Consider the following 17,977-nt stretch of genomic DNA (forward strand, 5'->3'; position numbering starts at 1 on the left):
GCAGGTCTTCGATTGGCAGATTGTTGATCCTGGTGAACACCCCTTCGACCGTGGCGGCGGCGTCCGATACCTCGCTTTCGGTGTCGGGCATGATCGGCATGCTGTCGCCGATCTGGACGATCTCGCGCTGGGGGGCGTCTTCGACCTCGACCAGCTCGACCTTGAGGCCACCGGTCAGCAGGCTGGCCGACGCGAGGCGCGCGCGCATTCCTTCCCGCACCCGCCCCTTGAGGAAGTCGAGCGCCGCCTCGGCGGTGACGTCGCCCTGCAGCCCCAGGCGCGCCGGCTGAATGCCCAGAACCGCATTCAACCGCACGCGCGCATCGCCGAACCGGGCCGCATCCACGATGCCCGACACGTTTTCGACCGCCCCGATCTTGAGCCCGCTCAGTTCGATCGGCGCGCCCACGGTCAGACCGGAAATGTTGTCCTTGAAGATCACGCTGATTTCCAAGGTCTCAACTTCGGAGGCGTTGAAGATGCTATTGCGAGCAGTCGTTTCGTCGGGGAACACTTCGAACACGGTCCCGTCCGCAACACGCGCACCGCCAGAGACGAAGGTGTCGAAGGTTACCCCGCCGCCCACCAGCGACGCGATCGAGGAAAAGTCGATTTCGGCTCCGGTGGGGCCGAGTGAGACACTGAACCCCGAGGTATCCCAAAACCGGGTATTGGGGGTAATCAGCCGCCCGTGCGGTTCGTAGATGATCGCTTCGGCAATCGCGAAATTCCCGTTGGGCGAAATCTCGGCCTTGCCGACGCGACCAACCTCGATCCCGCGGAACAGGATGGGGCTGTTGTCGCTCAGCTGACCCTTTGGCGTGCTGCGGAACGCGATCTGAAGACCTTCCTGTCCGGGGCGGAAAAGCGGACGGTCCGACAACCCGGAGAACACGCTGCGAGGCAGGCCGATTTCGCTGTCCCAGACCCCTTCGATGAAGACACCGCTCAGGACCGTATCGAGCCCACTGACGCCCTGCGCGGTCAGCTCAGGCCGCACAACCCAGAACGACGCGCCCGCGTCGACATATGGCGCCACCTCCTTGTCCAGACGCACCGCCGCGATCACGGTTTGAAGACCATCGGAGAAATTCAGCTCTTCGACCACACCGACGGTGATGTCGCGATACCGCAATTCGGTTTGACCTGCCGCGATACCGGCGCCGTTTTCGAATTCGATCGAAATCAGGGGCCCCTGATTGCTGTAGGATTGCCAGGCCACGCCCAATGCGATCACAAGCGCCAGAAACGGAATGACCCAGACCACGGACGCACGCCCGAAAAAGGACTTGCGCGCCGGTTCGATAGAGACATCCGGGGGGGTGTCAGTCATGTTCTGAGGCTCCTTTGGCCGCCACTTGCCTGTCCCAGATCATCCGTGAATCAAAGCTTTGTGCCGACAACATCGTAAATATTACCGAGAGGGCGAAAAAAAGGCTGGCCAGACCCGGGTTGACCGACGCCAGCGTATTGAGTTGGACCAGCGACGACAGGATCGCAACCACAAATATGTCGATCATCGACCACCGCCCGATATATTCCACGACCTCGTAAAGGCCCTGCCGGTGATGGTCCGACACGCCTGATCCGCGTTGCACGCCGATGGCCAGAAACGCGATCGCCAGGAATTTTCCGATCGGTATGACCACACTGGCCACCAAGACCACCAGGGCGATGCCGATCGCGCCATGATGCATGAGGTCGACCGCGCCGCCGACGATGGTGCTTTCCTCGACCTGAAACAGCGTTCTTGTGCGCAACATCGGGTAGGTGTTGGCCGGAATGTAACACATCACGCCAACCACCCACCACGCCCATACCCGTTGCAGGCTTTTGACGTCGCGCGACATCAGCCCCTTGCCGCAGCGGGCGCAGGTTTGCGTGCCGATCGGCCAGACCTGCGTGCACCGCGTGCAGGCGACGACGCCCATGTCGCGCGCGCTTATGATTTTTTCTGAGTGTCCAGAGAGTTCCAAACCGACCACCTACACATGAAACTGTCCTGTGCGACCACGAGAACAACGAGAATTGCGAACATCCAGAACGCCGGGCCAAAGGCAACATCCGCAAGATCGACGACCTTTATCAGCGCAACCGCGCAACCGATGGCGAAAATTTCGGCCATCGACCACGGGCGCAGCGCTTCGGCAAGGCGAAAGGCCTGGGTCGCATGACGAGCGGGGGGCCTGTCCAGAACGATGGGGACCAGCACATAAAGGGACAACAACACCCTTGTGAGTGGCACAAACACGATCAGCGCGGCCGTCGCCAACGCAAGGACCGCCAGAGGACCACCGGCAAAGGCAAGCGCCGCATCGAGGATCGACACCGAGTTTTTCGCCCCTGCCGCCTTGATCGACAGGAAGGGGAACAGCGTGGCCGCGATGATCAGAATCACCACCGCCAGCGACACGGCTATGATTTGCAGACCGGCCTTGCGTCGTGGCGCGATCAGTATCGTGTGACAGCGGCTGCACACCGCGCGTTCGCCATGTTCGGGCCGCTTGAGACGATAGACCGCATCGCACTGCGGGCACACGATCAGGTCGGCATAGGGCGTTTCAGATGTTGCAGGTGTCATTCCGGCTGGATATCCGCTTTGTCACCGAACTTACAGGCCGGTGTGACACTATCTAGCAGTCACGCCAGGCAGATCAACGTACGATGCCGTGACGACGCGGCACGTGCGACCGAACGTCTTGCAGACCCGTGCATCGCTGCGCGGGCCGAGCTTTTATTACCATAATTCTCATTATATGAATTTCATTGCCCCCCGCGATGCGCCCCAAGCATCGCTTCTGTTGACATCGACGGCGTCGACTTCTCTTGTACTCCCGAAACTAAGACGCATTCGCTTGGGAGAAAACCACGATGACATTGAATATGATGATCGCTGCTGCCGCCGCGTTGGCGGTATCCGCTTCCGCTGCCATGGCCGAAACGCGGGCGACATATAAATCGGCCAAGACCGGGTCGTCCTATTACCAGATGGGTGTTCAGATCGCCGAAGCGATGAAGACCGGCACGAATGGCGATATCAGCGTCACGGTCGAGGAAAGCCAGGGATCCGTGCAGAACGTCATGGAGGTCCGTGCCCGTGGCGGCGACTATGTCTTTACCACGCCGCCCGCGCTGATTGGGCTGGCGCAAGAGGGCAAGGCGATGTTCGAGGGCAAGGGCGACGCGTCTTTTGCCGACATCCGCGCGCTGTTTCCGATCCCCTCGCTGACGATGCATTTCGTCGCATCCGCCGACAGCGGGATCGAAACCTTCGCCGATATGGAAGGCAAGACCGTGCTGCTGGGAAGCGGATCGTTCGGCGCGACCGAAGGCGAGAAGTACCTTGGCCTATTCGGGCTGGAGGGGAAGGTCACCATCGCGGACAGTGAATTGTCGAATGCCGTCGCGGCCTTGAAAAATGGCCAGATCGACGCCTTCGTCACCGCCGGGTCCTATCCTGCGCCAAACGTGATCGAAGCGGCTGCCTCATCGGAGGTGAAGATCCTGTCGCTTAGCGATGAACAGATCGCGATGACCAAGCGCACGCGTCTTGTCATCCCCGCGGGCACTTATGCGGGACAAAACAGCGATATCGTCACGACATCCCTGCCGGTCGCGGCCTATTCGACGGTCAAGATGGACGATGACACCGCCTACCTTCTGACCAAGACCTATTGGGAGATGAAGGAAAAGATGAGCGGCGACGCGGCCTGGTGGGCCGGTGTATCGACCGAAATGCTGGGCAATATCACGACCAGGATCCACCCTGGCGCGATCCGCTATTACCAGGAGGTGGGCGTGCCCCTGACCGACGCGCAAATGTAACCGGCACCGCCCTGCTCCGGATGGCCGGTTGCGGGGCGCAGGCCAAGGACCTGTCGATGCAAACCATACCTTTGCGACCCGTCTGGATCGGTCTGGGCGCTCTGACCTGTGCGTTTCACCTTGGGCTGATCTTTTCCGGGCTGGTGCCCAACCTGGTCAGCCGCCCGTTGCACATGGCGCTGATCCTGCCGTGGATCTTCGTGCTGCCGGCGACGACGCGACGCGCTGCGGTATCCGGCGCGTTGATCGCGGGCGCGGGTATCGGAGCCTGCCTTTGGATCGCCGTCAACCACGCCGCCCTGCGCAACCAGTACGGATTCCTTGAAGGGCCGGGCCAGTTCGCACTGGCCGTCGGCTTGATCGCCATCACGCTTGAGGGTGCCCGACGCGCCATCGGCTGGCCGCTTCCGTTGGTTGCCTTGGCCGCGCTGCTCTATGGGGTGTTCGGTCAGCATATTCCCGGCAGTTTCGGCCATTCCGGCACCCCGATGGCCAGCTTTCTGGGCACCTTGACGATTGCCGAAGGCGGTCTTTGGGGCAGTTTGACGGGTGTGTCGGTTGGCGTCGTGGCGATCTTCGTGATCTTTGGCGCGGTGCTGAATGCGGGCGAGGCGGGACAGGGTTTCATGAATGTCGCCGCCGCCGCTGCGGGGCGGTTGAACGGCGGCGCGGCCAAGGTCTCGGTGCTGTCTTCGGCATTGTTCGGTTCGATCTCGGGCTCGGCCTCGGCCAATGTCGCGTCGACGGGGGCGATAACCCTGCCCGCGATGACCAGGCTGGGCTACCCCAGGCGGCTGGCTGCGGCGGTAGAGGCCGTGGCGTCATCCGGCGGACAGATCATGCCACCGCTGATGGGGGCCGGCGCCTTTGTCATGGTTGAACTGACGGGCGTGCCCTACAGCGCCATCATCGTGGCGGCCTTGCTGCCGGCCGTCCTGTATTTCATGACCGTGTGGATGGGGATCAACGCTTATGCGCAGCACGTCGATCTGCGCGGCGTCGCCCCCGAAGATCGCCCCAGTCCGCGCGACGTGGCGATCACCTCTGCCTTTTTCCTCATCCCCTTCACGGCATTGTTGTTCGCGATGTTCGGGCTGGGGTTCACCCCGCAATACGCTGCCGCCATCGCGGTTTTCCTCGGCGCGCTGCTGTTGTTCGCCGACGGCACGCCCAGGATCAGCCTGCCTGGCGGGCTTGACCGTCTGGCCGGGGCCGCGATCAGCGCGGGTCAGCAGGTGGCGATGATCGCGGCAATCATCATCTGCGCGTCGATCATAATCGGTGTGCTGGGAATAACGGGGCTCGGGGTCAAGCTTACGTCGCTCATCCTTTCGGGATCGGGCGGGTTGCTCTGGCCGTCGCTGCTGCTTACCGCGGTCGCCTGTCTGCTTCTGGGCATGGAGGTGCCGACGACGGCGGCCTATGTGATTTGCGTATCGGTCGCAGGTCCGGCCTTGATCGAATTGGGCGTGGAGCCCCTGCAGGCGCATCTGTTCGTGTTCTGGTTCGCCCTCTTGTCGACGATCACGCCACCCGTCTGCGGGGCGGTGTTCATCGCCGCCGGAATGATCGGCGAAAACTGGCTGCGCGTGGCGGTAACGGCGATGGCCCTTGGCGTCGGCCTGTACCTCATTCCATTGGGCATGATCGCAAACCCCAAGCTCATTCAACTGGCCGAGGATCCGGTGATGGCAGTATTCGCCTTCGCGCGGATGGCGCTTGGGCTCTCGCTCGTATCCTACGGGCTCATCGGACGGGGTGGCATGCTGCGTCGCACGGGGCTGACGGCGTCGGGGCTGCTCGTGGTCTTTGCCGGCCTCTGGATCTAGCGGTCGCAGAACGCCCTGAGAGCCGTGCGCGCCGGATGCGCGGGGTCGAGGATGTCGCGATTGGTGCCCACGAGGGTCACAACTGCCGCGGCACCGCCCTGCACGTCCTTGACCGCGCAACTGATGGCAAAAAGACCCGGAATGAACTCCTGGTCCGCAATCGCCACCCCGGCGGCGCGCACGTCGCGGCGCAGCGCGTCGAACTCTCGCAGGTCGGCCGCCCCGGTCTCCGACCGCACCAGATCGCGCAAAAGACGATCTGGCAGATGCGCCAGGAAAACACGCCCCGTCGCCGACCGCGTCACCGGCAGCACGGACCCCAACCCAAGTGTCGTGACGAGCGGTGTCGCGGATTTCTCCCATCGGACCACCGTCGGGCCGTGGGTGCCCCAGACGGCCAGGGTCGCACTTAATCCCGTTTGCTCGACCAAACCGCCCAGCAGATCGGCGGCCCGGTTGACCGGGTCGATCCGCGCGATGGCCGCGATCCCGATCTCGGCTGCCAGCGGCCCCAGATCGTAAAGCCCCGTCTTGCGCTGACGCACCATTCCGGTGTCCACAAAGCTGGCCAGATAGCGGTGCACCTTGGCTGGCGCCATGCTCAACGCCTGCCCCAGATCGGACAGGGACATCGGCCCGGCATTTTGAGCCAGCGCGGCCAGCAACCTCACGGACACCTCGACCGATTGCACGCCGCGACCCCGGATGTGGGATTGGTCCGTCATCTTGATGCGTCTCCAAAACTCTTGACTTACGTATAACGTAAATGATTACGTAATGCCACAGGGGAGGAAATCATGCGGATAAATATTCTGGGCGCCGGGCCTGCCGGGCTTTACGCGGCGATCTTGCTTAAACGCGCGCGACCCGATCTTGACGTGATCGTATTCGAACAGAACCCCGCCGATGCGACCTTTGGATTTGGTGTGGTCTTTTCGGATCAGGCGCTGGATTTCCTGCGGTCCGACGACCCCGAAACTGCCGACCTGATCGCGCCTCACATGCAGCGGTGGTCCGATATCGTGGTCAATCACAAGGGGACCTCCATCGCGATAGACGGTGTCGGATTTGCCGGGATCGGGCGGCTTGAGTTGTTGAAGCTGCTGCAGGAACGCGCCGCGCAGCTTGGTGTGGTGCCACGGTACGACACCCGTATCGCGACCGTCGACGATCTGCCGCCCGCCGATCTGGTGATCGCCGCGGACGGTCTGAATTCCATCGTGCGCCAAGCGACCCCGGATGCCTTTGGCGAGACGATGACCGACCTCGACAACCGATTTGTCTGGTACGGGGCCGACCGGGAATTCGACGCGCTGACCCAGACCTTCATAGATACCGAACACGGGCCGATGAATGCCCACCACTACAGCTATGCCCCCGGTCGCGCGACATTCATTATCGAGATGGAGGCGGATACCTTTGCACGCAGCGGGTTCGGAGAGATGCGCGAACCCGCCTATCGCGCCGCGTGCGAGGCGTATTTCGCCGAACAACTGCAAGGCGCGCGGCTTGTTCCCAACAATTCGAACTGGCGGCGATTTCCCAACCTGATGTGCGACACATGGCACAGCGGCAACCGCGTGCTGGTCGGTGACGCGCTGCATACCGCGCATTTCTCCATCGGGTCGGGCACGCGTCTGGCGCTTGAGGACGTGATCGCACTGGTCGCAGCCCTGCGTGATGCCGATTGGGATGTGGCGACCGCCCTGCCCGCCTATCAGGCCGCGCGCGCGCCCGTTCTGGCCAAGATCGTGACCGCCGCCCGCCGCTCCGCCGCGTGGTACGAGGACTTCGGTGCGCGTATGGCGCTGGATCCGTGGTCCTTCGCGCTTTCGTATATCCGGCGGGCCGGGCGACTGGACGCTGCCCGACTGGCCAAACTGGCGCCCGAATTCACAGCCAGACTGCATCAGAACGGCATCGACCTGGAGGCCGCGTAATGACCCCGCACACCCTGGCGCAAGAGGTCGGCTTCGACCTGCCGCAAGCTTACAATGCGTCGCGTATCCTGTGGGACAACCTGCCGGATCGCGGCGATGCCCCTGCCGTGCTGCACGACGACGGCACATGGAGCTATCGCGCGCTGGCGGAGGAGGCCGGGCGCATCGGCAATGCCCTGCTGACCGCCGGTTGCGCCCCCGGCGACCGCGTGATGCTGTTTCTCGAAGACCACCCCGCCTATCCGGCCGCGATCATGGGCGCGCTGCGTGCCGGGCTGGTGCCGATGATGATCAACACGTTGTCGCTGCCGGATCAGGTGGATTATTACCTCGCGGACAGTGCCGCGACCGCCGTGATCTTGTCCGCAGGGTTGGCCGGCCTTATCGACGTCGCGCGCCTGTCGGGCACGGCGTGCCGCGTGCGCATGGTGGCCGAGGACCGCCCATGGCACGATGCCGCGACCAAGCTGCCCGAGCATCCGACCACCCGCACCGACATGGCGTTCTGGATGTATTCCAGCGGATCGACCGGCAAACCCAAGGGCGTCGTGCACACCCATGAGGATGCCGCCTATACCGCCCACACGTATGCGCGTGAAATCTTGAACATAGGGCCGGGCGACATCTGCTTTTCGATCCCCAAGATCTTTTTCGCCTACGGGTTCGGCAACGCTGTCACCTTTCCCTTTTCGGTCGGTGCCGCCAGCGTATTGCTGTCCGACCGGCCGACGGCGCAGCGGTGCTTCGAGCAGATTGACCGCCATCGCCCGACTATTCTGTTCGGATTGCCGACGCTATACACTGCATTGGTGAATGACCCCGGCATCGACCAGGTCGATATGTCGTCGCTGCGCCTGTGCGTTTCGGCGGCGGAGGTGTTGTCGCCCGAACTAGCCCGCGACTGGCGCGCGCGCTTCGGGCTGCCCATCGTCGAGGGACTAGGATCGACGGAAATGCTGCACATCTACCTTAGCAATACAGAGGCGCGCCAGAAACCGGGGTCGGCGGGGTGCGCCGTGCCGGGCTATGCCGTCCGACTGCTGACGCCGGACGGTCACGAGGCCGCGACCGGCGAAGAAGGCGTGATGCAGGTGATGGGCCTGTCGGGCGCCGAATATTACTGGAACCGCCCCGACAAGACCGCCGAGACGATGAAGGACGGGTGGATCGATACCGGCGACCGCTTTACCCGCGATGCGGACGGGTATTACTTTTTCAAGGGCCGCGCCGACGACTTGGTAAAGGTCTCGGGCCAATGGGTCTATCCGATGGAAATCGAATGGGCGCTCAACGATCATCCCGAGGTGCAGGAAGCCTGTGTCCTGGCCATGTCGTTGCTTGATGGGCGCACGACGATCAAGGCCTGGGTCACACCGAAGAAACACCAAAATCAGACAGAGGCCTTTCGCACGGTTCTGGTCAAGCATGCCAAGACCAGCCTGATGCCTCACAAATACCCGCGCGAAATCACTTTCCTGGATCATCTGCCGAAAACCGGCACGGACAAGATCGACCGTCAGGCGCTTCGATCGCTTGACGACAACAAAGGACCCGACACATGAGCCAACCCGCCCCCGCCAACACCGCCGAACGCGATGCCTTCTATGACGCCATCGAACCGGAATCGATGCGCGCACTGTGGTCGGTGATGTCCGGCATCATCACGCCGGAACCGAAATCGAACTGCATGCCGTTCAAATGGTCCTATGACAGCGTGCGCGCCCGCCTGATCGAAGCCGCCGGCCTGATCACCGCGAAAGAGGCGGAGCGGCGCGTGCTGATCCTTGAAAACCCCGGATTGAAGGGCACGTCCAAAGTTACGACCAGTCTCTATTGCGGGGTACAGTGCGTCATGCCGGGCGAAGTGGCCCCGGCCCACCGCCACACCCAAAGCGCGTTGCGGTTCGTCCTGGAAAGCAGCGGCGGCTTCACGGCGGTGGGCGGCGAGAAAACAGAGATGCAGTTCGGTGATTTCGTCATCACGCCGAACTGGGAATGGCACGATCATGGCAACACAACCGACGACCCGATCTTCTGGCTCGACGGGCTGGACATTCCGGTGGTGCAGTTCTTCGACGCCAGCTTTGCCGAAGGGCTGGGCGAGGATCAGCAGGAAATCACCAAGCCCACCGGCGACAGCAGTGCGCGTTACGGCGCGAACATGCTGCCGCTGGGTTACGAACGCAACCGGCCCGCTTCGCCGATCTTCAATTATCCCTACGCCCGCTCGCGCGAGGCGCTCGAGCGGATGCGCCGCACCGACGAATGGGACCCGAGCCACGGGTTGAAAATGCGCTACGCCAATCCCGTCGATGGCGGTTGGGCCATGCCGACCATCGGCACCTGCCTGCAACTGATGCCCAAGGGGTTCAGCGGCACACCCTACAAATCGACCGATGCGACCGTCTATGTCTGTGTCGAAGGCAGCGGCCGCACGCGCGTCCGTGACACCGTGATCGACTGGGGCCCGCGTGACGTGTTCGTGGTTCCAAGTTGGCACGACATCCGCCATGAAACCCATGAAGACGCGGTGCTGTTTTCCTATTCCGACCGACCCATCCAGGAAAAGCTGGGACTTTTCCGCGACCACAGAGGTAACCAATGAGCTACGTTTTCGACGCCCCCCCACAGCCAAGTCTTGCCGTCGCCGGCAGCGCCGACCGCTTTCCGATCCGCCGCATTTTCTGTGTGGGCCGCAACTACGAGGCGCACGCCCGCGAGATGGGCAAGGATCCGACCCGCGAGGCACCGTTTTTCTTTACCAAACCGGCGGATGCCGCGCGCGACACGCCGTGCACCATCCCTTATCCCAAGCTGACCGAAAACCTGCACTACGAGATCGAATTGATCATCGCCATCGGCAAGGGCGGGTCCGACATTCCCGAGGACAAGGTGATGGATCATGTCTGGGGCGCGTCGGTCGGCATCGACCTGACCCGCCGTGATCTGCAGACCGAGGCCAAGACCGCGGGGCGCCCGTGGGACTGGGGCAAGGCGTTTGACAATTCCGCGCCGATCGCCCCGATCGTGGCGATCGCGGATGTTCCGTCGGTCGAGGCGGGGCGCATCTGGCTGGCCGTCAACGACGAGGTGCGCCAGGATGCCGACCTGGCCGACCTGATCTGGTCGGTCAAGGAACACGTGTCGATCCTGAGCCGTGCAATGGCGCTGTCGCCCGGTGACATCATCATGACCGGCACACCGGCGGGAGTCGGCGCGATTGTGCCCGGCGACGTGATCACCGGCGGGGTCGAGGGCATAGGCGAGCTTGAGGTCAAGATCGGGCCGCGCGAGTGACCCGGCTGGTCCTGCACAATTTCTTTCGCTCATCGACCTCGGTTCGGGTGCGCGCGGCGCTCAACCTCAAGGGGTTGGAGTACGACTATGTCGCCTATGCGCTGCGCAGCGGGGCGCATCACGGCGCGCAGCATACCGCGCTGAACCCCCAGGGGCTGGTGCCGACACTGGTGACGGAACACGGCCCCCTGCCGCAATCGCTTGCGATCATCGAATGGCTGGACGAGGAATACCCCGCCCCGCCGCTGTTGCCCGCCGACGCCTGGGGCCGCGCGCGCGTGCGCAGCCTTGCCCACATCATGGCGTTGGATGTCCATCCGGTGAACAACCTGCGGGTCCTGCAGTATCTCGAGCGGGAATTCGGAGCGGATGCCGCTGCACAGGCGAAATGGTTCCGGACCTGGGCCGAACCGGCGATGCAGGCCATGGAAACCCGCTTGGCCGCAGATCGGGAAACGGGCAGCTTTTGTCACGGCGACACGCCCGGCCTTGCCGATCTTTGTCTCTATGCGCAGGTGCTGAACAACACCCGCTTTGGCATCGGCACCGATGACACGCCGGTGATCGGCCGTATCTTTGACGCCTGCATGGCGGTCCCGGCCTTTGAACGTGCGATCCCGGCCAATCAGCCCGATGCGGTCTAGCCGGCCTTGGCCCTGTGCGGGTCCTGCACTGCCAGCGTCGCCATATCCCCGAAAATCATGCGGGCATGGTCGCGAAGATAGATCTTGAGCCAGGGCGTATACAGGCCGGGATCGGCGACGATGCGATTCTTGAGATCCTCGAACGGCACCCACTCGACCGCCATCACCTCGTCGGGGTTCGGGGTGATCTCCAGATCATGCGCCGCCTCGGCCACGTAGACATCCACGACCTCGTGTTCGGTCATCCCGCCGCCGACCTCTGCGCGGTATTCCAGATGATGACGATGTTCGGGCCAGACGCCGGTCACGCCAAGCTCCTCGTCCAGCCGCCGCACGGCGCAGACCTCTGGCAATTCGTTCCAGTCGGGGTGTGTGCAGCAGGTGTTCGTCCACAATCCGGGCGTGTGGTATTTGCCCATCGCCCTGCGCTGCAGCAGCACCTCGTCACCGCGCAGCACAAAGACCGACACCGCCATGTGGCGCAGGCCTTTCTGATGTGCCTCAAGTTTTTCAACAGGGGTCAAGGTGCCATTCACCCAGGCCGGGATCATGATGGTCATGTGCGTGTCGTTGCCACAAGACCGGTAAGATGCGCAAGGTTCTTGAGGCCGATTTTCAGATGCGCCATGGGGCGGGCGCGGACCAGTTTCTTGTTCATGTAAGCCTCGAATGTCAGGCGCTGCACATCGATATCGTGGCACAGCGACACAAAGCGTTCGCGCCGCTCGTCACTGCGGTAATAAGCATTCTGCATCGACCCCAGTACCCGGAACACCATCTTGTGCTCTTTCATGAAGAGCGACCGCGCGAGCCGCAGATCGCGTGCACGTCCCGATTCAAGGCAGGCCGCACAGGCGGTTGCGGCCACGCGTCCACCGACCATCGCGTAATAGATCCCCTCGCCCGAGGACGGCGCAACGACGCCCGCGGCATCCCCCGCCAGCACAACGTCGCGGCCATTGTCCCAGCGGTCCAGCGGCTTTAGGGGAATGGGTGCGCCTTCGCGGCGCAGGGTTTCGCAATCCGCCAACCCTGCGGCGGCGCGCAGGGCGGCAGTGGCCTGCTTCAGATCGACACTGGCCACTTCGGTGCCCATGCCGACGCTGGCGCTGTCGCCGTGAGGGAAAATCCACCCATAGAAATCCGGGCTGATCGCTCCGTCATAGATCACATCGCAGCGCACCGGATCATAGACCGCGGATTTCGGCGGTGCCTTGATGATCTCGTGATAGGCCAGAACGTAGGGTATCGTGTCGCCACCGGACACCTCGGCGCGGCCCACACGGCTGCGCGCACCGTCGGCACCGATGATCAGCCTGGTCTTGAGGCTGCGCGTCTCGCCGCTGGCCTTTTCACGATAGATGACTTGGGTGCCGTCTTCGTCCCGCTGGATCCGCACAAAGGTTCCCGTGACGGCATGCGCCCCGGCGGCGACCGCGCGCGCCCGCAGGAACGGGTCGAAATCCTTGCGGTCGACCATGCCGACAAAACCGTTTTCAATCGGGATGTCCACGTGCCGCCCGGTGGGCGATATCATCCGCGCGGTGTTGACCTTGGCCACAAGTTGATCGTCGGTGATGGCGAAATCGGCCATCAGTCGGGGCGGGATCGCACCGCCGCAGGGCTTGATCCGGCTCTCGCGGTCCAGCATGGCGACCTTGTGGCCGGAATTCACCAGATCGAGCGAGGCCGTGGCCCCGGCAGGGCCCCCGCCCACAACAACCACGTCAAACATCTGTCATTCCCCTGGAACCAAGGTTGAATGGTGCGGCGCGGGTCGGTCCATCACCCGCAACGCCATAGCGGCGGCCGCCAGAAACAGCGCCGCTTCGATCAGAAAAACCGTGCCGAACGCGGTGGCATCGCCCGCGGCGGTGACGCGCATCACGTCGACCAGTGCAGCGCCCACAAGACCGCCGAACCCCGCCGCCAAGGCCTGCGCAGCCCCCCAAAGCCCCATGCGGGTGCCCTCGCGGGCCTGCCGCCCCTGCCCGGCCAGCGCCATCATGGACCCGATGGCGGCCACGGCAAACACGCCGTTGCAGAACCCCAGCCCGACAACGGCGGCCATCAGCGGGGCGCCGGGCCCGATCTGCCCCATCGCCGTGATCACCGCCAGCATCATCGCCGATCCGACGCAGCCGCCTGTGACCCAGGCCCGCAGGCTACCCATCCGAAGGCCCGTGGCCATCACGCCCACGATCACCATGCCGATGAACACGCCGCCATTCTGCGCGCCGGACAGCGATGTCGATTGTCCCGGCGTAAAGCCGAAGACAAGGCCGGCATAGGGCTCAAGGATGAGTTCCTGCATGAAATAGGCGGTCATCGACAGGAATACGAACAGGGTAAAGTTCCGGGCTCGCCGTTCGGCCCAAACCTGGGCCATCCCTTGCAGGAAAGGCATGGTGTCCGGCTGCGGCGCCGCATCGACGCGCGCCTCGATACCCCAGATCGCCAGTATCGTCACCAGCACGGCACCGACGGTGACGACCGCCACGATCCTGATCAGCAATGCCGCGCTATAGGGGTCAAGCTGGGCGCCGACGACGCCGGCGGTGATCGCGATCCCGGCAATCATCATCAGCCACGTGATCGTTGCAGCGGCAGCCCGTCGGGCAGGCGCGGTCGCCGTCGCCAGCAGCGCAAGGAGCGAGGTGCCCGACGCGCCGACTCCCAGACCAATCAGGGCGTAGGCCAGGACCGACACCGCCAGGCCTGCGCCAAACCGCGTCTCGAACACGATCACGCCGTATGCCGCCAACAGCGCGCCACCGGCAAGCGCGACCATTCCGCCGACGATCCACCGTGTCCGGTTGCCGCCAGTATCGGACAGAAACCCCCAGTTGGGGCGCGTGATCTGGATCCCGTAGTGCAGGGCGACCAACAGCCCCGGCAACACCGCCGGCAAGGCCAGTTCCACCACCATCAGCCGGTTCAGCGTCGAGGTCGTCAGCACGACGATCGCGCCAAGACACATCTGCACCAGACCAAGGCGCACGATGGACAGCCAGCCCAGCGTGATCATGGCATCGCCCCGAGGGAGCGGATCGCGAATGCGGCGATCATCATGCCGCTGATGTAGAAAAGCACGCCCGTCCCGTTATACCAGGGCGCCTTGGCCCTGGGGTTCTTGAGCAGCACGGACATGGCCCAGCCCTGCGCAGCCAGCAGCAACAGCACCGCGGCGGCGTGAACCGGCCTGTCCCAGGCGAACAACAGCGCAACGACCACAAGCTGCGGCACCGCCATCACGGCGCAGGCAACCTGCGCGGCGCGCGCAGGGCCGAGCGTGACCGGAAGCGACCGAACGCCGGTCTGGCGGTCGCCCTCGAGCGCCTTGAAATCATTGAACGTCATTATGCCGTGCGCGCCGACACCATAGAGCAGGGCGACGAGCACGACCTCGCTTGCCGGTGCGCCCGCGCTCAGCACGGCGGCGCCCGTAAACCACGGCAGGGTCTCATAGCTCAGCCCGACAAGCCCGGGGCCCCAGACCCCCGACCGCTTGAGCCTGACAGGTTCGGCCGAATAGGCCCAGGCGGCGGCCACGCCGACCAGCGTCGCGCCGAAGCCCCAGGGACCAAGCTGCCATCCGACCACGAGCGACAGCGCCGACATTGCCAGCGCGATCCAAAGCCCCCATCGCCCAGGAACCCGACCCGATGGGATCGGTCGTGTCGGTTCATTGATTGCGTCCACATGCCGGTCGCACCAATCGTTGGCCGCCTGGCTCATTCCGCAGACGATCGGGCCCGCCAGCAGAACACCCAGCAGCACCAGGCTCCAGTGACCGACGGGGGCAACCCCAGAGGAGATCACACCGCACAAATAGGCCCACATCGGCGGAAACCACGTGATCGGCTTGATCAGCCACAGCATGGCGGCCGGGTCCGGCAGACGCCGCACATGTATGGGTGTGGTGACAGACATGTGTAAACTATGGCTTACACTTTGAGTCGGCGCAAGCGCCTTGCGCCCAGCCCGCCGCCCCCGCCAGAGGCTTAGCCGGATTTGCTCAAAAGGCCGTATTTGCGCAGTTTCACGTAAAGGCTCTGGCGAGATAGTCCAAGCATTTCGGCCGCTGCCACACGGTTGTTGTTCGTCAACTCGACAGCGGTTTCGATGCACATCTTTTCAACGACATCCGTCGTTTCGGCCACGATATCCTTGAGCGATGCAGACCCCACAAGCTCCATCACATTGCGGCTGGGCTCCGACGGGACCTGACCGGGGGTCGGCGCGCTCCGGGCCAACTCGACACGGCTGACATCGCGGATGACGCATCCGATGGCGGGTGTATCGTGATGCTCAAGACGGCTGGCCGAAATCTCGACCGATACCTGAGAGCCAAGGTCATTGACCAGCTTGGTCGAATAGACCCGCATCTGCACGTTGCGCTGAGGTTGGTCGATCAGGACGCCAAGGTCGATCTGCCCACGCGACAGGAAATCGCCGAAACTGCGCCCGACGACATCGGACTGATGCGCCGCGCCCACCTGATCGAGAAAACTTTCATTCACCGCGGTGATCACGCCCTTGGGCGACATGAACAGCATCGCATCGCTGCCCGACCGGAACAGCGCCAAGGCGTCCGCCGCGGCGCTGTCGGGAATGGCCGTCGTGGCGGCATTGCTCAACAAGCGGCAATACAGGATACGCTGTCCGCCGGCGCGGAAAACCGTCGGTTCGGCCACAAGCGAGCTTCGCCCCCGCGTGGTGCGCAGCCGCACGTGACCGGCCTCCTCGCTAAGCGTCGCATTCATCAGGCTTTCGGTCAGCTCGCTTGATGAACGATCCGAGAAATACTGCGCAAAGCTGCTGCCGATCAACGCGTCGGTGCTGACGTTCAAAAGCTTGGCCGCCACTGCATTCGCGTCGATCACCCGCCCTGACTGGACGGATATGAACAGGGTGGCATCCGTGCAATTGGCCAGCAGCACACGGTAGCGCGCGTCGAATTCGCGCCGCGCCTCGTACCCCTGTTCGAGAGCGATCTGCGCCTGCACCAACTGCTGTTGCGTTTCGGCGATCGGGCGCAGGTCACGACCCAGCAGCAAAGCCGCGTTTTCATGGCCAAAGCGGTGGAAAGTGTAACGCACCGGGTACTGCCAGACCGCATTGTCGCTGTGATTCAGTTCAAGCGCCTTTTTCGGCACCTTGCCCGCCAGGAATTCCCGATGGCTCGATTCGAACTTGGGAATGCTTTCGGACGTCAGGAATTCCACCAGCGGCCGGCCTTCCCAGTGCTTGAGATTGCCAAAGGATTCACTGTGGGATTCAAGAACGACAGACAGGATGATGCCCTGTTCGGACACCACAAGCGCGATATCCGAAGCCGAGGCGATGATACTGCTCAGGAATTCCGGCTCGATCAGTGGTACAGCGCCACTGTTCCAGAAAGACGCGGCACCGGTCGTCATCGTCGGGCCAGAACTTTCTTGTCCCGGGCACACAGCGCAAGTGCCTTTTCGGCTGAATTCGTCACGATATCGACACCCGTCCGTTTTCTGAGGTCATCCGCATCACCTCTGATCGCGCCGCCCATAGCGATTGCAGGCATGATCGGCGTCGCGGTCCGGACAGATAGAACAGTTTGTCGCACCCTTTCAAGGGCACCGGGGCGTGAACATGAAATCATCACGATGTCAGGCGGATCGTGACGCACCCGCCGCGCCACCTCGTCCGGGCTCGCATCGCAGGCCGTCTCGACCTCGCATCCCATCCGAAAAAGCTGCGCGCCAAGGACGGTCACGCCGAGAAAATGCTGCTCTCCCTGAGGCACGATCAACAAGACCCGCGCACCCGACCGGCCGGTCGCGTCGAACGCAGCGTCCCATTGCATCGCCTGCCGCACCAGCGATTGCAGCCGAAGCGCGCCGATGGTGACGGTGGCGAAACTTATCTCGTCGTCCAGCCACATCTCGCCCAATTGCGCGGCAGCTTCGGGCACGTAATGATCGACCAGCGCATCGGCCCGCAGGCGATGGCCACGCAGTGCGTCCAGCACCAGCGCCGGATCGAAGGCCCCCGGCGCAAGGGTATCGCGCATCAACGCATCCACAACGATCTGGCGCAGACCGGTCCTGGTCACCGCCTGCCGGTCCTTCAGCGTCGAGATGACCTGCGCCGCAAATCCAGTCGCACCCGCGCTCCGACCGCCAAGCAAACCGCGTGCACCAGAGTCATCATTATACGACATGTCACCACCTGAGTTGACTTCACACCAGGAAATTCACCGAAATATACCCTGTCGAAGTCTGGTTTGCCCGAAACTGTCGTCCTTGGCGCTTCGATTGTCAAACCAAATTGACATCGTAACGCAGGATGGACACCTCAAAACCTGCGAAAACAACGTGTTTTTCGACGTTAACCCATGCATTTACACAGTTTGATGCACGAAATGCGCACCTTTGCCTGCCGCGGGCTCCATTGGAACATG

The 17,977-nt window shown here is 63.2% G+C and carries 17 protein-coding genes; 7 read left to right on the forward strand and 10 right to left on the reverse strand.

The window, feature by feature from the left end:
- From FDT80_RS16880 to FDT80_RS16890, 3 genes are all read right to left on the reverse strand, one after another.
- Positions 1-1,333, reverse strand: a 1,333-nt coding sequence (locus FDT80_RS16880; RefSeq protein WP_138663508.1) for a PqiB family protein, incomplete at its 3' end; no start/stop codon positions are given.
- Complete coding sequence (locus FDT80_RS16885; protein WP_138663509.1) at positions 1,326-1,931, reverse strand: paraquat-inducible protein A; 606 nt, start codon at positions 1,929-1,931, stop codon at positions 1,326-1,328. The genes FDT80_RS16880 and FDT80_RS16885, both read right to left, overlap by 8 nt.
- Positions 1,932-1,942: 11 nt before the next feature.
- Entirely contained in the window at positions 1,943-2,581 is a 639-nt protein-coding gene (locus FDT80_RS16890) for a paraquat-inducible protein A (protein ID WP_138663510.1), read from the reverse strand.
- Between the two features lie 290 nt (positions 2,582-2,871).
- Here FDT80_RS16890 and FDT80_RS16895 point away from each other — a divergent pair, with 290 nt between their 5' ends.
- Positions 2,872-3,825, forward strand: a complete 954-nt coding sequence (locus FDT80_RS16895; protein WP_138663511.1) for a TAXI family TRAP transporter solute-binding subunit — start codon at positions 2,872-2,874, stop codon at positions 3,823-3,825.
- A gap of 56 nt (positions 3,826-3,881) precedes the next feature.
- Positions 3,882-5,654, forward strand: a complete 1,773-nt coding sequence (locus FDT80_RS16900) for a TRAP transporter permease (RefSeq protein WP_138663512.1) — start codon at positions 3,882-3,884, stop codon at positions 5,652-5,654.
- Here the strand turns inward: FDT80_RS16900 and FDT80_RS16905 are convergent.
- Positions 5,651-6,379 carry an IclR family transcriptional regulator gene (locus tag FDT80_RS16905; RefSeq protein ID WP_138663513.1) on the reverse strand — a complete coding sequence of 243 codons (729 nt, stop codon included), beginning with the start codon at positions 6,377-6,379 and terminating at the stop codon, positions 5,651-5,653. The genes FDT80_RS16900 and FDT80_RS16905 overlap by 4 nt on opposite strands.
- A 72-nt stretch (positions 6,380-6,451) precedes the next feature.
- On the opposite strand from FDT80_RS16905, the gene FDT80_RS16910 reads away from it, so the two are divergent.
- The 5 genes from FDT80_RS16910 to maiA are packed head-to-tail and all read left to right on the forward strand — an operon-like array spanning position 6,452 to position 11,535.
- Positions 6,452-7,594, forward strand: coding sequence for an FAD-dependent monooxygenase (locus FDT80_RS16910; RefSeq protein WP_138663514.1), 1,143 nt, complete (start codon positions 6,452-6,454; stop codon positions 7,592-7,594).
- Positions 7,594-9,156, forward strand: a complete 1,563-nt coding sequence (locus FDT80_RS16915; RefSeq protein WP_138663515.1) for a benzoate-CoA ligase family protein — start codon at positions 7,594-7,596, stop codon at positions 9,154-9,156. Before FDT80_RS16910 ends, FDT80_RS16915 begins: the two co-directional genes overlap by 1 nt.
- On the forward strand, positions 9,153-10,199 hold the full coding sequence (gene gtdA, locus FDT80_RS16920) for a gentisate 1,2-dioxygenase (protein WP_138663516.1): 1,047 nt from the start codon (positions 9,153-9,155) through the stop codon (positions 10,197-10,199). Before FDT80_RS16915 ends, gtdA begins: the two co-directional genes overlap by 4 nt.
- Complete coding sequence (locus FDT80_RS16925) at positions 10,196-10,891, forward strand: fumarylacetoacetate hydrolase family protein (RefSeq protein ID WP_138663517.1); 696 nt, start codon at positions 10,196-10,198, stop codon at positions 10,889-10,891. The genes gtdA and FDT80_RS16925 overlap by 4 nt, the downstream gene beginning before the upstream one ends.
- The gene (gene maiA / locus FDT80_RS16930) at positions 10,888-11,535 is read left to right on the forward strand and encodes a maleylacetoacetate isomerase (RefSeq protein WP_138663518.1); all 648 of its coding nucleotides are present in this window, start codon (positions 10,888-10,890) and stop codon (positions 11,533-11,535) included. Before FDT80_RS16925 ends, maiA begins: the two co-directional genes overlap by 4 nt.
- Here the strand turns inward: maiA and idi are convergent.
- The 6 genes from idi to FDT80_RS16960 all read right to left on the reverse strand — a co-directional run bounded on the left by idi (position 11,532) and on the right by FDT80_RS16960 (position 17,737).
- On the reverse strand, positions 11,532-12,095 hold the full coding sequence (gene idi, locus FDT80_RS16935; protein WP_138663519.1) for an isopentenyl-diphosphate Delta-isomerase: 564 nt from the start codon (positions 12,093-12,095) through the stop codon (positions 11,532-11,534). The two genes, maiA and idi, sit on opposite strands and share 4 nt — an antisense overlap.
- Entirely contained in the window at positions 12,092-13,270 is a 1,179-nt protein-coding gene (locus FDT80_RS16940) for a geranylgeranyl diphosphate reductase (RefSeq protein ID WP_138663520.1), read from the reverse strand. The genes idi and FDT80_RS16940 overlap by 4 nt, the downstream gene beginning before the upstream one ends.
- A 3-nt stretch (positions 13,271-13,273) precedes the next feature.
- On the reverse strand, positions 13,274-14,560 hold the full coding sequence (locus FDT80_RS16945; protein WP_138663610.1) for a BCD family MFS transporter: 1,287 nt from the start codon (positions 14,558-14,560) through the stop codon (positions 13,274-13,276).
- Positions 14,560-15,468 carry a chlorophyll synthase ChlG gene (gene chlG, locus FDT80_RS16950; protein ID WP_138663521.1) on the reverse strand — a complete coding sequence of 303 codons (909 nt, stop codon included), beginning with the start codon at positions 15,466-15,468 and terminating at the stop codon, positions 14,560-14,562. Before chlG ends, FDT80_RS16945 begins: the two co-directional genes overlap by 1 nt.
- Positions 15,469-15,539: 71 nt before the next feature.
- Positions 15,540-16,958 (reverse strand): transcriptional regulator PpsR, encoded by a 1,419-nt coding sequence (ppsR, locus tag FDT80_RS16955; protein WP_138663522.1) that lies wholly within the window; start codon positions 16,956-16,958, stop codon positions 15,540-15,542.
- Positions 16,955-17,737 (reverse strand): cobalamin B12-binding domain-containing protein, encoded by a 783-nt coding sequence (locus FDT80_RS16960; protein ID WP_138663523.1) that lies wholly within the window; start codon positions 17,735-17,737, stop codon positions 16,955-16,957. The genes ppsR and FDT80_RS16960 overlap by 4 nt, the downstream gene beginning before the upstream one ends.
- Positions 17,738-17,977 lie beyond the last annotated feature (240 nt).

It is taken from the genome of Sulfitobacter sabulilitoris (assembly GCF_005887615.1).
Lineage (GTDB): Bacteria > Pseudomonadota > Alphaproteobacteria > Rhodobacterales > Rhodobacteraceae > Sulfitobacter_E > Sulfitobacter_E sabulilitoris.

Bases quoted from the DNA above. Each gene is read 5' to 3' on its own strand.
- FDT80_RS16890 (WP_138663510.1), bottom strand. From the start codon at position 2,581: ATGACACCTGCAACATCTGAAACGCCCTATGCCGACCTGATCGTGTGC.
- FDT80_RS16900 (WP_138663512.1), top strand. From the start codon at position 3,882: ATGCAAACCATACCTTTGCGACCCGTCTGGATCGGTCTGGGCGCTCTG.
- idi (WP_138663519.1), bottom strand. From the start codon at position 12,095: ATGACCATCATGATCCCGGCCTGGGTGAATGGCACCTTGACCCCTGTT.
- FDT80_RS16910 (WP_138663514.1), top strand. From the start codon at position 6,452: ATGCGGATAAATATTCTGGGCGCCGGGCCTGCCGGGCTTTACGCGGCG.
- ppsR (WP_138663522.1), bottom strand. From the start codon at position 16,958: ATGACGACCGGTGCCGCGTCTTTCTGGAACAGTGGCGCTGTACCACTG.
- gtdA (WP_138663516.1), top strand. From the start codon at position 9,153: ATGAGCCAACCCGCCCCCGCCAACACCGCCGAACGCGATGCCTTCTAT.
- FDT80_RS16885 (WP_138663509.1), bottom strand. From the start codon at position 1,931: ATGGGCGTCGTCGCCTGCACGCGGTGCACGCAGGTCTGGCCGATCGGC.
- FDT80_RS16895 (WP_138663511.1), top strand. From the start codon at position 2,872: ATGACATTGAATATGATGATCGCTGCTGCCGCCGCGTTGGCGGTATCC.
- FDT80_RS16905 (WP_138663513.1), bottom strand. From the start codon at position 6,379: ATGACGGACCAATCCCACATCCGGGGTCGCGGCGTGCAATCGGTCGAG.
- FDT80_RS16915 (WP_138663515.1), top strand. From the start codon at position 7,594: ATGACCCCGCACACCCTGGCGCAAGAGGTCGGCTTCGACCTGCCGCAA.
- FDT80_RS16960 (WP_138663523.1), bottom strand. From the start codon at position 17,737: ATGTCGTATAATGATGACTCTGGTGCACGCGGTTTGCTTGGCGGTCGG.
- FDT80_RS16940 (WP_138663520.1), bottom strand. From the start codon at position 13,270: ATGTTTGACGTGGTTGTTGTGGGCGGGGGCCCTGCCGGGGCCACGGCC.
- FDT80_RS16925 (WP_138663517.1), top strand. From the start codon at position 10,196: ATGAGCTACGTTTTCGACGCCCCCCCACAGCCAAGTCTTGCCGTCGCC.
- chlG (WP_138663521.1), bottom strand. From the start codon at position 15,468: ATGTCTGTCACCACACCCATACATGTGCGGCGTCTGCCGGACCCGGCC.